Origin of the sequence: Hwanghaeella sp. 1Z406 (genome assembly GCF_048892425.1) — a bacterium.
GTDB lineage: Bacteria > Pseudomonadota > Alphaproteobacteria > UBA8366 > Aestuariispiraceae > Pacificispira.
The window spans coordinates 153,447-167,951 of sequence record NZ_JBLZHU010000009.1; the positions used below are offsets into that span (position 1 = coordinate 153,447).

17 protein-coding genes are annotated in these 14,505 nt (G+C 55.8%); 12 read left to right on the forward strand and 5 right to left on the reverse strand.

From position 1 onward, the window contains the following. Positions 1-8 precede the first annotated feature (8 nt). On the reverse strand, positions 9-1,019 hold the full coding sequence (gap, locus tag ACOSDR_RS17125; RefSeq protein WP_420732005.1) for a type I glyceraldehyde-3-phosphate dehydrogenase: 1,011 nt from the start codon (positions 1,017-1,019) through the stop codon (positions 9-11). 32 nt (positions 1,020-1,051) lie between these two features. Further along, positions 1,052-3,073, reverse strand: coding sequence for a transketolase (gene tkt / locus ACOSDR_RS17130; RefSeq protein ID WP_420732034.1), 2,022 nt, complete (start codon positions 3,071-3,073; stop codon positions 1,052-1,054). Positions 3,074-3,259: 186 nt separating this feature from the next. Between tkt and ACOSDR_RS17135 the strand changes: the two genes are divergently transcribed. The 4 genes from ACOSDR_RS17135 to ACOSDR_RS17150 all read left to right on the forward strand — a co-directional run bounded on the left by ACOSDR_RS17135 (position 3,260) and on the right by ACOSDR_RS17150 (position 5,670). After that, positions 3,260-3,538 (forward strand): hypothetical protein, encoded by a 279-nt coding sequence (locus tag ACOSDR_RS17135; RefSeq protein ID WP_420732006.1) that lies wholly within the window; start codon positions 3,260-3,262, stop codon positions 3,536-3,538. A gap of 6 nt (positions 3,539-3,544) precedes the next feature. After that, positions 3,545-3,985, forward strand: coding sequence for a cell division protein ZapA (locus ACOSDR_RS17140; protein WP_420732007.1), 441 nt, complete (start codon positions 3,545-3,547; stop codon positions 3,983-3,985). Between the two features lie 249 nt (positions 3,986-4,234). Then, the gene (locus tag ACOSDR_RS17145; protein WP_420732008.1) at positions 4,235-4,852 is read left to right on the forward strand and encodes a 5-formyltetrahydrofolate cyclo-ligase; all 618 of its coding nucleotides are present in this window, start codon (positions 4,235-4,237) and stop codon (positions 4,850-4,852) included. Next, positions 4,852-5,670, forward strand: coding sequence for a TIGR00282 family metallophosphoesterase (locus ACOSDR_RS17150; protein WP_420732009.1), 819 nt, complete (start codon positions 4,852-4,854; stop codon positions 5,668-5,670). The genes ACOSDR_RS17145 and ACOSDR_RS17150 overlap by 1 nt, the downstream gene beginning before the upstream one ends. A 21-nt stretch (positions 5,671-5,691) precedes the next feature. Here the strand turns inward: ACOSDR_RS17150 and ACOSDR_RS17155 are convergent, their stop codons facing one another. From ACOSDR_RS17155 to ACOSDR_RS17165, 3 genes are all read right to left on the reverse strand, one after another. Further along, positions 5,692-7,128, reverse strand: a complete 1,437-nt coding sequence (locus ACOSDR_RS17155) for a hypothetical protein (protein WP_420732010.1) — start codon at positions 7,126-7,128, stop codon at positions 5,692-5,694. 86 nt (positions 7,129-7,214) lie between these two features. Then, a complete protein-coding gene (locus ACOSDR_RS17160; RefSeq protein WP_420726028.1) occupies positions 7,215-7,736 on the reverse strand; it encodes an Hpt domain-containing protein in 522 nt (173 codons plus the stop codon). 104 nt (positions 7,737-7,840) lie between these two features. Continuing rightward, positions 7,841-8,350: a response regulator gene (locus ACOSDR_RS17165; RefSeq protein WP_420726029.1), complete on the reverse strand. Its 510-nt coding sequence runs from the start codon at positions 8,348-8,350 to the stop codon at positions 7,841-7,843. Between the two features lie 295 nt (positions 8,351-8,645). Here ACOSDR_RS17165 and ACOSDR_RS17170 point away from each other — a divergent pair, with 295 nt between their 5' ends. The 8 genes from ACOSDR_RS17170 (at position 8,646) to ACOSDR_RS17205 (ending at position 14,456) form a co-directional block, all read left to right on the forward strand. Beyond that, a complete protein-coding gene (locus ACOSDR_RS17170) occupies positions 8,646-9,398 on the forward strand; it encodes a YebC/PmpR family DNA-binding transcriptional regulator (RefSeq protein WP_420726030.1) in 753 nt (250 codons plus the stop codon). A 67-nt stretch (positions 9,399-9,465) separates the two neighbouring features. Continuing rightward, entirely contained in the window at positions 9,466-9,966 is a 501-nt protein-coding gene (ruvC, locus tag ACOSDR_RS17175) for a crossover junction endodeoxyribonuclease RuvC (protein WP_420726031.1), read from the forward strand. 11 nt (positions 9,967-9,977) lie between these two features. Beyond that, positions 9,978-10,595: a Holliday junction branch migration protein RuvA gene (ruvA, locus tag ACOSDR_RS17180; RefSeq protein ID WP_420726032.1), complete on the forward strand. Its 618-nt coding sequence runs from the start codon at positions 9,978-9,980 to the stop codon at positions 10,593-10,595. Continuing rightward, on the forward strand, positions 10,592-11,677 hold the full coding sequence (ruvB, locus tag ACOSDR_RS17185) for a Holliday junction branch migration DNA helicase RuvB (RefSeq protein ID WP_420732011.1): 1,086 nt from the start codon (positions 10,592-10,594) through the stop codon (positions 11,675-11,677). The genes ruvA and ruvB overlap by 4 nt, the downstream gene beginning before the upstream one ends. Then, entirely contained in the window at positions 11,661-12,089 is a 429-nt protein-coding gene (gene ybgC / locus ACOSDR_RS17190) for a tol-pal system-associated acyl-CoA thioesterase (RefSeq protein WP_420726034.1), read from the forward strand. The genes ruvB and ybgC overlap by 17 nt, the downstream gene beginning before the upstream one ends. A 105-nt stretch (positions 12,090-12,194) precedes the next feature. Further along, positions 12,195-12,944: a protein TolQ gene (gene tolQ / locus ACOSDR_RS17195; RefSeq protein ID WP_420726035.1), complete on the forward strand. Its 750-nt coding sequence runs from the start codon at positions 12,195-12,197 to the stop codon at positions 12,942-12,944. 3 nt (positions 12,945-12,947) lie between these two features. After that, positions 12,948-13,421, forward strand: coding sequence for a protein TolR (gene tolR, locus ACOSDR_RS17200; protein ID WP_420726036.1), 474 nt, complete (start codon positions 12,948-12,950; stop codon positions 13,419-13,421). 42 nt (positions 13,422-13,463) lie between these two features. Next, a complete protein-coding gene (locus tag ACOSDR_RS17205) occupies positions 13,464-14,456 on the forward strand; it encodes a hypothetical protein (RefSeq protein ID WP_420732012.1) in 993 nt (330 codons plus the stop codon). The last annotated feature ends 49 nt before the right edge of the window (positions 14,457-14,505 follow it).

Below are 14,505 nucleotides of genomic sequence, written 5' to 3' on the forward strand. Positions count from 1 at the left end.
ATTGGGTCTTAACCCAGTTTGCCAATCGCAACTGCCGTGTCGGACATGCGGTTGGAAAAGCCCCATTCATTGTCGTACCAGCTCAAGATACGAACCAGGGTCCCATCAACGACCTGGGTTTGCGTCAGGTCGAAAATGGAACTGGCCTTGTTGTGGTTGAAGTCTGTGGATACCAGCGGCTCATCATTGGTGGCCAGAATGCCTTTCAGCGGGCCTTCTGATGCGGCAGCGATGATGGCAGCATTGATGCTTTCCGCATCCGTCTTGTTCGTCGCATCGAATTTCAGGTCGATCAGCGAGACATTGGCGGTTGGCACGCGGATGGAGGTCCCATCCAGTTTGCCCTTCAATTCCGGCAGTACCAGGCCGACAGCCTTTGCCGCGCCGGTGGAGGTCGGGATCATGGACAGGCTGGCGGCGCGGGCCCGACGCGGGTCGCTGTGCAGGGTATCAACCGTGCGCTGATCACCCGTGAAGGCGTGGATGGTTGACATAAAGCCCCGTTCGATCCCAACCGCCTTATTCAACACGGCGGCCACCGGCACCAGGCAGTTTGTCGTGCAGGATGCGTTCGAGATTACCGTGTCAGAGGCCTTCAGGGTCCCGTCATTCACGCCATAGACGATGGTCGCATCCGCATCGGTGCAGGGGGCGGAAACCAGAACACGCTTTGCGCCCGCAGTCAGATGGGCGGATGCGGTGTCTTTGGAGGTGAAAATCCCGGTACATTCCAGGGCGACATCGATGTTTAATTCTTTCCAGGGCAATTCAGCCGGATTGCGGATCGACGTTACCTTGATCTTGCCCATGCCCAAATCCATCCAGTCATCCCCGGTGGTGATTGTGCCGGGGAAGGGGCCATGAACGCTGTCATATTTCAGCAATTGTGCGTTGGCTTTGACCGAGCCTAAATCGTTGATGGCAACAAATTCGATATCCTTGCGCCCGGCTTCCATCGCCGCCCGCAGAACCAAACGGCCAATCCGACCGAACCCGTTAATCGCAACCCGAACAGCCATACTGAAACTCCTTCTTTTTGATGTGCGTTTCCTTACAGCCGCTTTAACGCCGCTGTTACCACCGCATCTGCGGTTATCCCAAAATGCTGATACAACTCTTCTGCCGGGCCGGAAGCCCCAAAGCCTGTCATGCCGATGAATTCACCATCGATGCCAAGATATTTGTCCCAGCCCTGGCGGATGGCTGCTTCGATGCCGATGCGGATCGCGCCATAGCCCAGCACGCTGTCGCGATAGCTTCGGTCCTGTGCATCGAACAGTTCAAAGCACGGCATTGAGACAACCGCGGTCCCAACCCCTTTGGCTTCCAGCGCATCCCGGGCGGCAATCGCGATTTCCACTTCGGATCCGGTGGCGATCAGGGTCACCTGACGCGGGCCACAGGCGGCTTCGAACATGACATATCCGCCACGGGCACACAGATTTTCATCCTGCGGCAAGGTGCGGATCGTCGGCAGTCCCTGACGGGTCAGCGCCAGAATGGACGGTGTTTTCTTGGTATTCAGCGCCAGGGCCCAGCATTCGGCTGTTTCCACCGCATCGCACGGGCGGAAGACATTCAGATTGGGAATGGCGCGCAGGGCGGCCAGATGTTCGACTGGCTGATGCGTTGGTCCATCTTCACCCAGGCCGATGGAATCATGGGTCATGACATAGGCAACCCGCAGGCCCATCAAGGCGGACAGGCGGATTGACGGGCGGCAATAATCAGTAAACACCATGAAGGTGCCACCATAGGGAATAATACCCCCATGCAGCGCCATTCCATTCATGATGGCCGCCATGGCATGTTCGCGCACACCATAATAGATATAGCGACCGGAGAAATCCTCCGCCGAAACCGGTGTCGTCGCCGGGGTCTTTGTATTGTTTGACCCGGTCAGATCCGCAGACCCACCGACCATTTCAGGAATGCTGGCGGTCAAAACTTCCAGTGCCTTTTGAGAGGAGGTACGGGTTGCCAGTTTTGGCGCGTCTTCGGACAGTTTCTTTTTGTATTTGGTCAGGGCGACTTCCCAGCCATCGGGCAGGTCGCCTGCCATGGCCCGCAGGAAGGTCTTGCGTTTGGCAGCATCGGTCTTTCCAAGGGTCGCATCCCAAGCTTTGCGGGCCTTTGCGCCCCGTGCGCCAATCTTGCGCCATTCCTTCAGAATATCGTCTGGAATGTCATAGGGGGCATGGTCCCAGCCCAGCGCGGCGCGGGTTCCGGTGATTTCATCCTTGCCCAGGGGCGCGCCATGACTGCCCGCCGTGCCGGCCTTCTTCGGTGCACCATAACCAATCGTCGTTTTACAGGCGATCAGGGAGGGTTTGTTGGATCGCCTGGCAGCGCGGATGGCCTTTTCAACCGCGGCGGCGTCATGACCATCGACGCTGCGCACATCCCATCCGCTGGCCTTGAAGCGCGCGGCCTGATCGTCAGAAACCGACAGGGATGTCGGACCATCGATGGAAATGCCATTGTCATCGAACAGGACGATCAGCTTGGACAGTTTCAGATGACCGGCAAGAGAGATTGCTTCGTGGCTGATCCCTTCCATCAGGCATCCATCGCCCGCGATGGCATAGGTGTAATGATCTACCAGGTCTGACCCATATTGTGCTGCGGTCAGCTTTTCCGCCATGGCCATACCAACGGCATTGGCCAGACCCTGGCCCAGGGGCCCGGTGGTGGTTTCAATGCCAGATGCGTGACCATATTCCGGGTGACCAGCGGTCTTTGCCCCCAATTGGCGGAAGTTCTTCAGATCATCCAGGCTCATATCCTCATAGCCGGTCAGATACAGCAGCGCATACAGCAGCATGGATCCATGCCCGGCCGACAGGACGAAACGATCCCGGTCGGGCCAGTTGGGTGCCTTGGGATCAAATTTCAGGAATTTGCTGAACAACACCGTCGCAACATCTGCCATGCCCATCGGCATTCCGGGATGGCCGGAATTTGCGCGCTCTACACTGTCCATCGCAAGCGCCCGGATGGCATTGGCCATGGGGGAGATTGTCGGGGTCTGTTTGGCTTTCTGGGCGGTGGTCGTGTTTTGTGCTGTTGGCATATCGCGTGCTCGTGTCCTAGCATGAGGGGCGGGAAGCGGCGGCAACATGCCCAGACCGGCCCATCGGGTCAACCGATTCGTGGCGGAAATCTGCATCAAACCGCCTTTGCGGCGCAGTTGACGGTCTGCTAAGAGATAGCCTAGGGTCCAACAGCGACCGTGCAGGTTTGAACAAAGGTTATTTTTATGAGTGATAAAAGTCTTCCAGCGTCCCTGGAATCTGCCTTGCAGCGCCTTGAAAAGGCTTTGGAATCTCGCCCAGCCGGTCCAATGGGTGAGACTGGGGATGACGCACAGGTCGCAGCCTTGCGCGCAGAACTGGCGGATGCCCAGGCGGAAATTGAACATTTGCGCGGGGCCTTGAACCAGGCGAATGCCAGACGGGCGGCGGCGTTGAAAAAAGTCGATCATGCGGTCGGGCAGGTGGATGATCTGTTGGCTGGTATTGAGCCAAAGGCAGGATAGGCGAAAATGGCACAGGTAACGATCACGATTAATGGCCGCCCCCATGTTGTTGGATGTGAGGATGGTCAAGAGCCGCGCCTGATGGAATTGGCGACACAATTGGACAAAGAGGTGCGCGGTATTGCAGGCGCGATGGGACAGATTGGCGATTCCAGATTGTTGGTTATTTCCGGCCTGTCCCTAGTGGATCGCCTGAATGATGTTGAATCGGAACTGGCAAAGGCGAAAACTGACACGCCTGCACCACAGTCTGAGACGGCATCGCCCACCCCGTTCCCCGATCTTTCAGCCGATCTGGCCCAGGCAGAAGAACGCGCAAATGCGGCAGAAGAACGCGCCAAAGCCGCCGAAGCCCGCGCGGCTGAGTTGGCCCAAGCGCTTGAAGCCCAGGCGATGGCGGCAACAAAACGTATCGACGCTATTGCCGCGCGGCTGCAAGAAGCCTAAATATCACTCGGGCGCGCTCTGTACCGCGCGTGGAGTCGATATTGTGTCCCGGGGGCTATAATCTCCTCTTGGGAGCTGCCTCTGCTGGGATCTTGGTCTCAGTATTGCGGCGCCCACCTACACTTGTAGGCTCCAGAGGAACAAAGAGTCGGCCACGGCGGCCGCGGACGCGCCCACCTGTTTCGGTTTACCTGTATCTATCGCGGATTGCTTGACTGCCGCATTTTTTGGAATTGGATTGGCATTCTTATGGCCCGACCGGCACTTGTTGAGACGGAAGAACTGGTCGCGGCAAAAGTTCTGGCGCGCAAGCAGGCCATGGCCGCCCGGAAAGTGGCAAAAGCCGATGCCGGGTCGGATGCGGGCCAAAAACTGGCGGACCATTTTCAAACTTTAATCTCTCCACCTGCGGGCACGATTATCTCTGGCTTTCTGTCAATTGGCAGCGAAGTTGATGTCGCGCCCACTTTGAGTGCGATGGCTGGGCGCGGATGTCAGATCTGCCTGCCCTGTGTCATTGCGCCCAGGACCCCTTTGGTCTTTCGCTTATGGAAGCAGGGGGATGCGTTGATCGAAGAATCTTTTGGCACCCGCGCCCCGGCCGCGACCGCGGCAGAGGTACAGCCCGATATTCTGATCGTGCCCTTGCTGTCGTTTGACCGCGCAGGATATCGCCTGGGCTATGGCGGTGGATTTTATGATCGCACGCTGGAGATGCTGCGCAAGACCAAGCCTGTCCTGGCGGTTGGTGTTGCCTATTCCGGGCAACAGGTTGATGCCGTGCTGCGCGGCCCCTATGACCAGCCGCTGGATTGGATACTTACTGAATCAGGCGGATTTCAGCCCGATAGAGAAGGTGCTGTCTGATGAAATTGATGTTTCTGGGCGATATTGTCGGCAAGGCGGGGCGTGATGTTGTCGTGGCAGAAGTGCCGCGCCTGCGCGAACAATTGGGGCTGGATTTCGTTGTCGCCAATGGGGAAAACGCCGCCCACGGCTTTGGCATTTCGCCAAAAATCTGTGAAGATTTATTCGATGCGGGCGTCGATGTGATTACAGGGGGCAATCACAGTTGGGATCGTCCCGAAATCCTCTCCTATATCGATGAAGAACCGCGCCTGCTGCGCCCGGCAAATTTTCCCTCCGGCACGCCGGGCAAGGGGGTCAGCCTGTTTGACAGTCGCGATGGAAAACATCGCGTGCTGGTCATCAATGTGATGTGCCGTCTGTTCATGGAACTGTTGGACAATCCCTTCGATGCCCTGGAAAAAGCCTTGCCCGAAGGCGACCCGGCGGCCGCAGGTTTTGATTGCGTCCTGGTCGATATGCATGGGGAGGCAACGTCAGAGAAATATGGCATTGGCCATTTCTGTGATGGACGCGCCAGTCTGGTTGTGGGCACCCATACCCATGTTCCAACCGGCGATGCGCATATTCTGGAACATGGCACCGGCTATCAGACCGATGCGGGCATGTGCGGCGATTACGACAGCGTCATTGGCATGCAGAAGGAAGGGTCGCTGGACCGTTTCCTGAACCGCCTGCCCAAACCCCGTATGCAACCCGCCGAGGGGGAGGCCACCCTGTGCGGAACGGTCATCGAAACCGATCCAAAGACCGGCCTTGCCAAACGCGTTCAGCCAATACGCATCGGCGGCAAACTCAGTCCCACCTGGCCAGGCTGAAGCGCCGTTTCGTAGGATCCGTTAATTCGGGTTATGGGTTGCTGAAAAACCAATAGAGTCCACAATCTGCTCTGGGGTTGCAGAATGCATGAACATGAATTCCAGCAAAGTGAGCCGTCGCGTCGGGTTGGTCGAAATCTCTAGAACACCCCCCTGATTGAGGAATTTCTGAAGCGGTTGACCAATCGCAGCATCCCAATTTGGCGACAGGTTAAAAGACTGTAGAATATTCACCAGAAACAGCCTCAGCGTTGGCTTACCATCCAAAATCTTTGGGGCCTCCCATGGCGTCTTGTTTTCTGCCCGGATCGACATGCCCCCAATCTCAACCCGCATGGTATCATTCTCATTTGGGGTCTGATCCTCTTTCAGTGCATTAAAGACACTGACAACGTTGCGGATATCGAATTCCACATCAATCTGTGTTTCAAGCCATGAATCATAGGACGAATTTAACAGGCTCAGGCGATCCTGTTGTGTATCCAAAGCATATGAAAAGCTGCCTTTGCTTATGACGTTGTCTGGCAGGTCCACATGAATTTGCGATCCGACGCTGTTTAACAGATCCCGCCGGATATCGTCCGTAATCGGTGTGTTTAGATTGTCATACGTGGCGGTCAAGGCGGTTGGTATGCCGTCGCTATAGACGATATCAGAAATCGTAAAACCGCCGAGACCCATTTGTGGCTGTCCGTCAGGTGTGGCGATCAGGTCAGACACTTCAATACGCTGCAGATGCAGGGCTTTGATGACGTCCCTGGCGGATGGCTCCCAACGCTCGTCCTGTTCCATTCGTTGCGTCAGTTTCATGGTTTCACCAGCATTCAGGCCATTCAATAGGATTTCGCCGATCGTCACTGTGGCGCCGTCAACCGCTATTGAGAGATCCCTGAGTGCGGTCTCTCCAATCATGCCGTTGTGAATGTCCGAAAGCTGAATCTGAGCAATGGGAATATCAATGCCTTCCTCTGTATCTTTTAGTGTCACCGCTTCCATCAACAGGGTGTCGGCTGAAACCTGATTAAAAATGTCGATATCGTCTGGTGTGCTGAAAGCGAAATCGGTCAAATTTCCAGTCAAATTGGATAGGGTAATAATGCCTGCCGATGTTGTGATCGTCTCGGTCTTCGAGATCGATGAAATGTTCAGAAACTGTGCCTGTTTTACAGAATTGACCCGTGTGAGCAGCAGGAAACTGTCAACTGTAACCTCAGCGCGCTGTATCGTGGTGGTTTCATCTTTGGTATCGAAGGATAGGCCATGTATGATGATTTCAGATGTCAGCGGTCTTGCTTCCAAAGTCTGATACGAGAATGTCGCATCTGGATGTCGCGCATTTTCCACCGTGACCCAATTGGCGATCTGGTCTTCGACATAGTTTGTGTACAGCGGGTAGGCTGCGGCTGCGCCGCCAACGAGAATGATCAGCGACAAAACGAAAATCACAAAATTTTTCATGTTAAACACCTTTGGCACATGCAGGGCGACGCTGCTTAAAGCTTATGGCACGCGGATTAAATTATTAGAATAAATTTTTTAAATTTCTATTTATGCTTGTCCATGTATTTTTGCACAGCCAGTTCCAAACTGTCGGCGATTTGTGCGCCAAGGGGGCCGCCTGTGCCCCGGACATTGTTTTGCAGAATGGCGCGCATGGCATTCACATGGGCCATACAGATATCAAGGGCGCCCTGATCGACTGATGTCAGGCCTTCAACAAATCGGCAGAAGGAATTGGCAATCCGGGTCATCAACGGAAAGCCGAAGCTGCCGCCCTGGCCCCGCATGTCGTGGGCCAGCTTAAACGCATCGCTCATCTGCTCGCGTCCATTCCCGACCCCTGGTTTGGCATCCAGGATCAGCTTTTCCAGGTTCTGAACATCTTCCATTGCCCAGCCTGGATAGTCATCAGACATTTTAGCTATCGCGGCCTGTGCCTTGGCCAACATTTCCGGGGTGGGACCGCCGCTGCCAGACACTTTATCTTTGATCGGATGCGGTGGTTTTATGATTTCGACTGCATCTTTATCATCATTATCATCGCCTGACTTGTCACTGGTGGTCATACGAAACCCATTCTCCAATATTCTTGAACACGTCTAAATGTGACTATTTCGCGGGATTCTGCAACCAGCTTACCGTAAATTCTTTGGTTTTCGAGGAATGCGCCCTAGATCGCCAGGGTGCTATCCTGTGGCGATCCCTTGCGTCGATTCGCACCGCCAATATCTTGCTGACGCCGCCGTCGACTGGGCCCCAGATACCGATCTGTCTTGATAAACGGCCTGGGGTTTTCAACAACCGACTTGATGCGGGCATATACGCCGTTCGCGGTAACGGGTTTCGCCAGAAACTCGGTAACCCCAGCATCTCTGGCTTCGACAATACGGTGCATTTCCGTGTGGCCGGTCAACATGATAATCGGGATAAAGGGATTGGGGCTGGTGGGATCCATTCGAACCGCACGGGTGAATTCCAGACCATCCATTGGCTCCATCATCCAATCCATGAAGATAATGTCTGGTTGCCAATTCTTTAAAAGGGCCAGGGCGTCGGAACCATCCTTGCATTCCTGTATTGTGCTGACCCCGAATTGGATCAGAATCTCCCGAACCATCACCCGCATATGGGAATTGTCTTCGGCGATCAGGACTTTCAGTCGACTAAGATTTAACGGCATAATTTTCCATTCACAGAATTAACTTTCCGTTATCATTATACACAATTTGAATATTTCAAATAGACTTAAATAATTGCTTTCGGTTGGCCTATGGGAACATCGCGTGGACGATGAAGATTGGGGTCGGGCACTGCGTCCCGTGTGGCCGGGATTGCAAAATCCGTTGGAAACGCCTAATCACAGGCGCAAAGTTCCGGGTCGCCTGTGACGGCGATTATCTGGAACTGCGCATCCTTGGATAAACAGGGTTCTGCCTCCTCATCGAAGGTGACCCATTGTATAGTATGGTGGAAGCATGGCCGGTCATTCAAAATTTAAAAACATTATGTATCGCAAAGGCGCGCAGGATCGCAAACGTGCTCAGCTTTTCGCGAAATTGGGCAAGGAAATCATGGTCGCGGCCAAAATGGGCGGCAATGGCGACCCGGATACAAATTCACGCCTGCGCCTGGCGATCCAGACCGCCAAGACGCAGTCTATGCCCAAAGATAACATAGAACGCGCGATTACAAAGGGTTTGGGCGGCGGTGAAGGCACCGATTACGAAGAAATCCGCTATGAAGGCTATGGTCCTGGCGGGGTGGCGGTCATTGTTGATGTGCTGACCGACAACCGCAATCGCTCTGCGGCCGATATCCGCTCCATCTTCAACAAGAGTGGCGGTAATCTGGGGGAAACCGGGGCGGTGTCCTTCATGTTTGATCGCGTGGGCCAAGTGGTTTTGAGCGCAGATGCCGGAGATGCCGATACGGTTTTTGAGGCTGCGCTGGAAGCCGGTGCACAGGATGTTGTCAGTTCCGATAGCGGTCACGAGATTGTCTGTGAGATTGAAGATTTAAATGAGGTATCCAAGGCGCTGGAGGCGCGGTTTGGAGAGCCTGAAGAATCAAAAATGATCTGGAAGCCACAGACATTGATTTTTGTTGAAGGCGACACAGCAGAATCACTGTTTAAACTGCTGGACAACTTGGATGACAATGACGACGTTCAGAATGTCTATGCCAATTATGATGTCTCTGACGAGACGATGGCGTCCCTGTCCGATTGATGGGGGTGATTGGCCGAAGGCATAGGATGACCGTCCGAACAGCAGTTTGGTAGGAGCGATTAACGCAATGCGCATTCTAGGCCTCGATCCGGGGCTTCGGCATACGGGCTGGGGCATTGTGGACAGCAAGGCCGGGCATTTGCAGTTTGTGGCCTGTGGCACAATCCATCCGCCTGCTGATGTTTCAATGGCTCAACGGCTTAAGGCCTTGCATGACGGCATCGGCCAGGTCATTCGGGAATGGACGCCCGATGAGGCAGGAGTTGAAGAAACTTTCCTGAACAAGAATCCGGGTACAACCCTGAAGCTGGGGCATGCAAGGGGCGTTGTACTATTGGTCCCAGCCTTGTTTGGGTTACCCGTTGCTGAATACGCTGCCAAGACTGTGAAACAGGCGGTCGTAGGCACGGGTGGGGCCAGCAAGGATCAGATCGGTGTCATGGTGCGCATGCTGTTGCCGGGCTGTGATCCGTCCGGCGAAGATGCAGCAGATGCCCTGGCTGTGGCGATCTGTCATGGACATCATGCCGATACCGGGCGGCAATGGGCCGCCGGGCGCGTTGGATAAGGGGATAATCGGTGTTCGCACGCTTAACAGGCACATTAGACGAAGTGGGCGAGGATACCGTTATTCTGGATGTCGGTGGCGTAGGCTATTTGATCTATTGCTCGGGGCGCACGCTGAGTGCCTTGCCTGGGCGGGGCGAGGCATTGCGGTTTGAGATCGAAACCCATGTGCGGGAAGACCACATTCATCTTTATGGGTTCCTGGAAAAATCAGAACGGGACTGGTTCCGTCTGTTGACCACAGTGCAAGGGGTGGGGGCGCGCGTCGCCCTGGCCATATTAAGTGTACTGACACCGGAATTGCTGACCCAGGCGGTTGCGGCCCAGGATAAGGCTGCTGTCGTGCGTGCCAATGGCGTTGGTCCGAAACTGGCCCAGCGCATCGTTTCTGAACTGAAAGACAAGGTCGGCGGTATGGCACTGGGCCCCAACACAGCAGCACAAGGCGGCAAAGCCGGAGAGTCGCACAACGCCGATGCGGGCATAGCGGAAGATGCGGTTTCTGCCCTGGTCAATCTGGGCTATGGCCGCAGCGACGCCTTCACCGCCGTTGCCAAGGCCACCCGCAATGGGGAGGCCAATGACGTTGGCGGCCTGATCCGACTGGCATTGAGGGAGCTCAGTAAATGAGTGATCCCACACACTATTCGCCTGACCGTGTTGTCAGCCCCGAGGCGGGGACCGAAGATCAGCGCGACAGCACGGTGCGCCCCTTAACCTTGTCCGAATTTGTCGGGCAGGGCGCGGTGAAGCAGAATTTGAGCATCTTCGTGGAGGCGGCGCGGGGACGGGGCGAGGCAATGGACCATGTCCTGTTTTATGGCCCGCCCGGTTTGGGCAAGACAACGCTGGCCCAGATCGTCAGCCGTGAATTGGGGGTTGGTTTCCGTGCGACATCTGGTCCTGTGATCGCCAAAGCAGGCGATCTGGCGGCGTTGTTGACCAATCTACAGCCCCGCGATGTCCTGTTCATTGACGAGATTCATCGTCTGTCCCCCGCGGTTGAGGAAATCCTGTATCCCGCGATGGAGGATTTTCAACTGGATCTGATCATTGGGGATGGCCCGTCGGCGCGCTCCGTTCGAATTGATCTGCAGCCATTTACGCTGGTTGCCGCAACGACAAGGGCCGGATTGATCACAACGCCGTTGCGGGAACGGTTTGGCATTCCGCTGCATATGAATTTCTATACTGAAGATGAATTGACCGAAATTGTGCGCCGTGCGGCGCGGGTTCTGTCGATGCATGTCACGGATGATGGTGCGCGCGAAGTCGCCCGCCGCAGTCGGGGCACGCCGCGGGTTGCCAATCGGTTGCTGCGTCGGGTGCGGGATTTTGCCTCTGTCGATGGAAATTCCGCGATCACCGCGAAATCCGCAGATGCCGCCCTATTGCGGCTGGAGGTGGATGCGCGCGGGTTGGACGCGATGGACCGCCGGTATTTGACCTGTATCGCGGAAAACTATGGCGGCGGGCCTGTCGGGGCGGAAACCCTGGCGGCGGCTTTGGGCAATGAACGCGACGTGTTGGAGGAAGTGGTGGAACCTTTCCTTATCCAACAAGGATTGGTTCAGCGCACGCCGCGCGGTCGTATGCTTGCCCGCCAGGGCTGGTCCTATATCGGTCTGGACATGCCAGCGACAACGGCTGCGCAACTGGATCTTCTGCAAAAGGCGACGGCACCGCCCGGGGGGGATGATGACCCGTCTTAATGCGCCCCATGTCACAGACATTCGCGTCTATTATGAAGATACGGATGCTGGCGGGATCGTCTATTACGCAAACTATCTGAAATTTGCAGAGCGGGGGCGTACCGAATTCCTGCGGGATTTGGGATTTGGTCATCGCGATTTGCAGGCAAGTGATGGCGTGGGTTTTGTGGTGCGGCGCTGTGTTGTGGATTATCGAAAACCCGCAAAGTTGGATGATGCATTAAGCGTCGAATCTGATTTGCTTGCCGTGTCTGGTGCGCGCTTTGAAATGGCACAACGTGTCCTTAGAAATGCCACGATCTTGTGTGATTTAACCGTCACCTTGGGATGCGTGGATGGATCCGGTCGGCCCGTGCGCCTGCCTCAATCGGTCCGGGTGGCCTTGGATGGTTGGGGTTTGATGCCAACGTGATACGTGTCGGCAGGAATTGTTACTGTGTGTTTGGTAAATCAAATCAAAGATTTGGGGCGGTTGGTCCGGTAATCGGACCTGATTAGGAAGAGAAAAGGGCAGACTATGGAACAGCAAACGGGGGACGGCCTGACAACCGGCCTCATGGATACAGTGATTTCCGGTCAGATGATGGCGCATGGTGGGGAATTATCAATTATCTCCCTGTTTCTTCAGGCGGATATTGTCGTGAAAATCGTGATGGTACTGTTGATCCTTGCCTCGGTCTGGACCTGGGCCATCATCTTTGAAAAGTCGATGCGCCTGCGCAAGATGCGTCGTCTGGCGTCGCGCTTTGAAGATGCCTTCTGGTCCGGTGGATCGCTGGAGGAACTTTATGGGCGCATCGGTCAATATCCGGCCGATCCGATGTCGTCGGTCTTTTCCTCTGCGATGCGGGAATGGGAACGCTCTGCCGGGCGCGCCACATCAGGGGCGTCATTGGGTCTGCAACAACGCATTGAACGGGTGATGCAGCTATCCATGAACCGGGAGATCGACAAGCTGGAGCGATATTTGCCGTTCCTGGCTTCTGTCGGATCAGCGGCACCCTTTGTGGGGCTTTTCGGGACGGTATGGGGAATCATGAATTCCTTTGCCTCCATCGCCGCAACGAACCAGACAAGCCTGGCCGTCGTTGCGCCTGGGATCGCAGAGGCCCTGTTTGCCACGGCATTGGGGCTTGTCGCGGCCATACCAGCGACATTGGCATACAACAAATTGTCTGCGGATCTTGGACGCTATGCCGGGCGGCTGGAAAGCTTTGCCGGTGAGTTTGGCGCCATCATCTCACGGCAATTGGATGACAGGACCTGAATCATGGGAATGCAGCTAGGATCCGACGGCATTCGACCGGGTTTGCGCAGCAAGCGCTATAAGCCTGTGTCGGAAATCAATGTGACTCCATTTGTCGATGTCATGCTGGTGCTGTTGATTGTGTTTATGGTCACAGCCCCATTGCTGTCAGTCGGGGTTCCGGTTGATCTGCCCAAGACTGAGGCGGCTAGTCTGAATGACAGCGATGAGCCGCTTGTTGTCACGGTCAATCGCGATGGCGATGTGTTCCTGGATGAAGAACCTACAGATCTGCCCCGTCTGGTGGCGACACTGGTCGCCAGTCATGGGGCCAATCCGGATATTCGGATTTTCGTGCGCGGGGATGAGCAGATCGCCTATGGCCGTGTCTTGGAAGTGATGGGCAAGATCAGCGCGGCTGGATTTAAGAAGGTCGCCCTTCTGGCGCGTCTGCCTTCACAAACGGGGGATGCACCCCCGGCGGCATCCCCCAAATGACCCAACGGCGTGAACGCGGTTAGAGGACCCAAGTAGAGACCTATGCGCGGCCCCTTCATCTTTTCAATACTGTTTCATATCGCGATTGTCGTCGCGGCCTTGATTGATTGGCCCGATAGCAGTCGCGAGTTGGTTGAATTGGGCGGACAGCAAAGCTTCGAGGTCGTCTCTGAAGAGGAATTGGCGCAATTACAGACGCCAGCGGAAACGCCGAAACCGGAAGAAAAACCGGAAGAGCCCAAGCCAGAGGAACCCAAGCCGGATCCTGCGCCTGCTCCGCCGCCACCACCGCCGGAGCCAACGCCGCCGCCGCCGCCCCCCCCACCTCCGCCAGAGCCGGTTCCTGCGCCGCCAGAACCTGTGCCTGAACCAGCGCCGGAACCCCCGCCGCAGGAGCCACCGCCTGAGCCCAAGCCGGAACCTGTGCCCGAGCCAAAGCTGGAGCCGCCGCCAGAGCCTAAGCCGCCGGAACCGAAGCCGGAGCCGCCAAAGGCTGCGACCGCGCCCCCCGTGTTTCAGCCGCCCAAAAAGCCCAAGGAGCCTAAAAAGCCCGAGGAGCCTAAGAAGGATTTTGCCTCTTCCGTGCTGAATACCTTGGCGGATGTGAAGGATGCGCCACCGCCACCGCCCAAGCCGGAAGAAAAGAAAGAAGTCACGACGCTGAACGAAGCCGTTGCCGCTGCCCTGGGGCAACGCCCACAGCCCAGTGCTCAGGCGTCCAGTCGGTTATCCTCACAAGGCATGACGGATTCTGAATTGGCCATCGTGCGGGATCAGATCGTGCGCTGCTGGAATCCTCCGGTTGGGGCCGCGAATGTGAAAGATATGCTGGCCGTGGTGGAAATAGAGATGAATCAGAACAAGTCTGTGAACAGTGCGCGGGTGACGGAACTGTCATCCTCTGCGACGCAACAATATGGTGAAAGCGTCTTGCGGGCCGTGCAATTGTGTTCGCCGCTGAAGTTACCTGACGGCAAATATGCCGAATGGAATAAGATCATCCTGACCTTCTCGCCAAGAGACATGGTGTTTTAGGATTTTGGGAATGAACCGGTCATTAGGACCAAACCGACTGAATGCAAGC

Excerpts from the sequence above, each read along its gene's own strand:
- ybgC (WP_420726034.1), top strand. The coding sequence starts at position 11,661 with ATGATGACCCGTCTTAATGCGCCCCATGTCACAGACATTCGCGTCTAT.
- ACOSDR_RS17165 (WP_420726029.1), bottom strand. The coding sequence starts at position 8,350 with ATGCCGTTAAATCTTAGTCGACTGAAAGTCCTGATCGCCGAAGACAAT.
- ruvC (WP_420726031.1), top strand. The coding sequence starts at position 9,466 with ATGCGCATTCTAGGCCTCGATCCGGGGCTTCGGCATACGGGCTGGGGC.
- ACOSDR_RS17140 (WP_420732007.1), top strand. The coding sequence starts at position 3,545 with ATGGCACAGGTAACGATCACGATTAATGGCCGCCCCCATGTTGTTGGA.
- ACOSDR_RS17170 (WP_420726030.1), top strand. The coding sequence starts at position 8,646 with ATGGCCGGTCATTCAAAATTTAAAAACATTATGTATCGCAAAGGCGCG.
- ruvB (WP_420732011.1), top strand. The coding sequence starts at position 10,592 with ATGAGTGATCCCACACACTATTCGCCTGACCGTGTTGTCAGCCCCGAG.
- gap (WP_420732005.1), bottom strand. The coding sequence starts at position 1,019 with ATGGCTGTTCGGGTTGCGATTAACGGGTTCGGTCGGATTGGCCGTTTG.
- tkt (WP_420732034.1), bottom strand. The coding sequence starts at position 3,073 with ATGCCAACAGCACAAAACACGACCACCGCCCAGAAAGCCAAACAGACC.
- ACOSDR_RS17205 (WP_420732012.1), top strand. The coding sequence starts at position 13,464 with ATGCGCGGCCCCTTCATCTTTTCAATACTGTTTCATATCGCGATTGTC.
- ACOSDR_RS17155 (WP_420732010.1), bottom strand. The coding sequence starts at position 7,128 with ATGAAAAATTTTGTGATTTTCGTTTTGTCGCTGATCATTCTCGTTGGC.
- tolQ (WP_420726035.1), top strand. The coding sequence starts at position 12,195 with ATGGAACAGCAAACGGGGGACGGCCTGACAACCGGCCTCATGGATACA.
- tolR (WP_420726036.1), top strand. The coding sequence starts at position 12,948 with ATGGGAATGCAGCTAGGATCCGACGGCATTCGACCGGGTTTGCGCAGC.
- ACOSDR_RS17160 (WP_420726028.1), bottom strand. The coding sequence starts at position 7,736 with ATGACCACCAGTGACAAGTCAGGCGATGATAATGATGATAAAGATGCA.
- ACOSDR_RS17150 (WP_420732009.1), top strand. The coding sequence starts at position 4,852 with ATGAAATTGATGTTTCTGGGCGATATTGTCGGCAAGGCGGGGCGTGAT.
- ACOSDR_RS17145 (WP_420732008.1), top strand. The coding sequence starts at position 4,235 with ATGGCCCGACCGGCACTTGTTGAGACGGAAGAACTGGTCGCGGCAAAA.
- ACOSDR_RS17135 (WP_420732006.1), top strand. The coding sequence starts at position 3,260 with ATGAGTGATAAAAGTCTTCCAGCGTCCCTGGAATCTGCCTTGCAGCGC.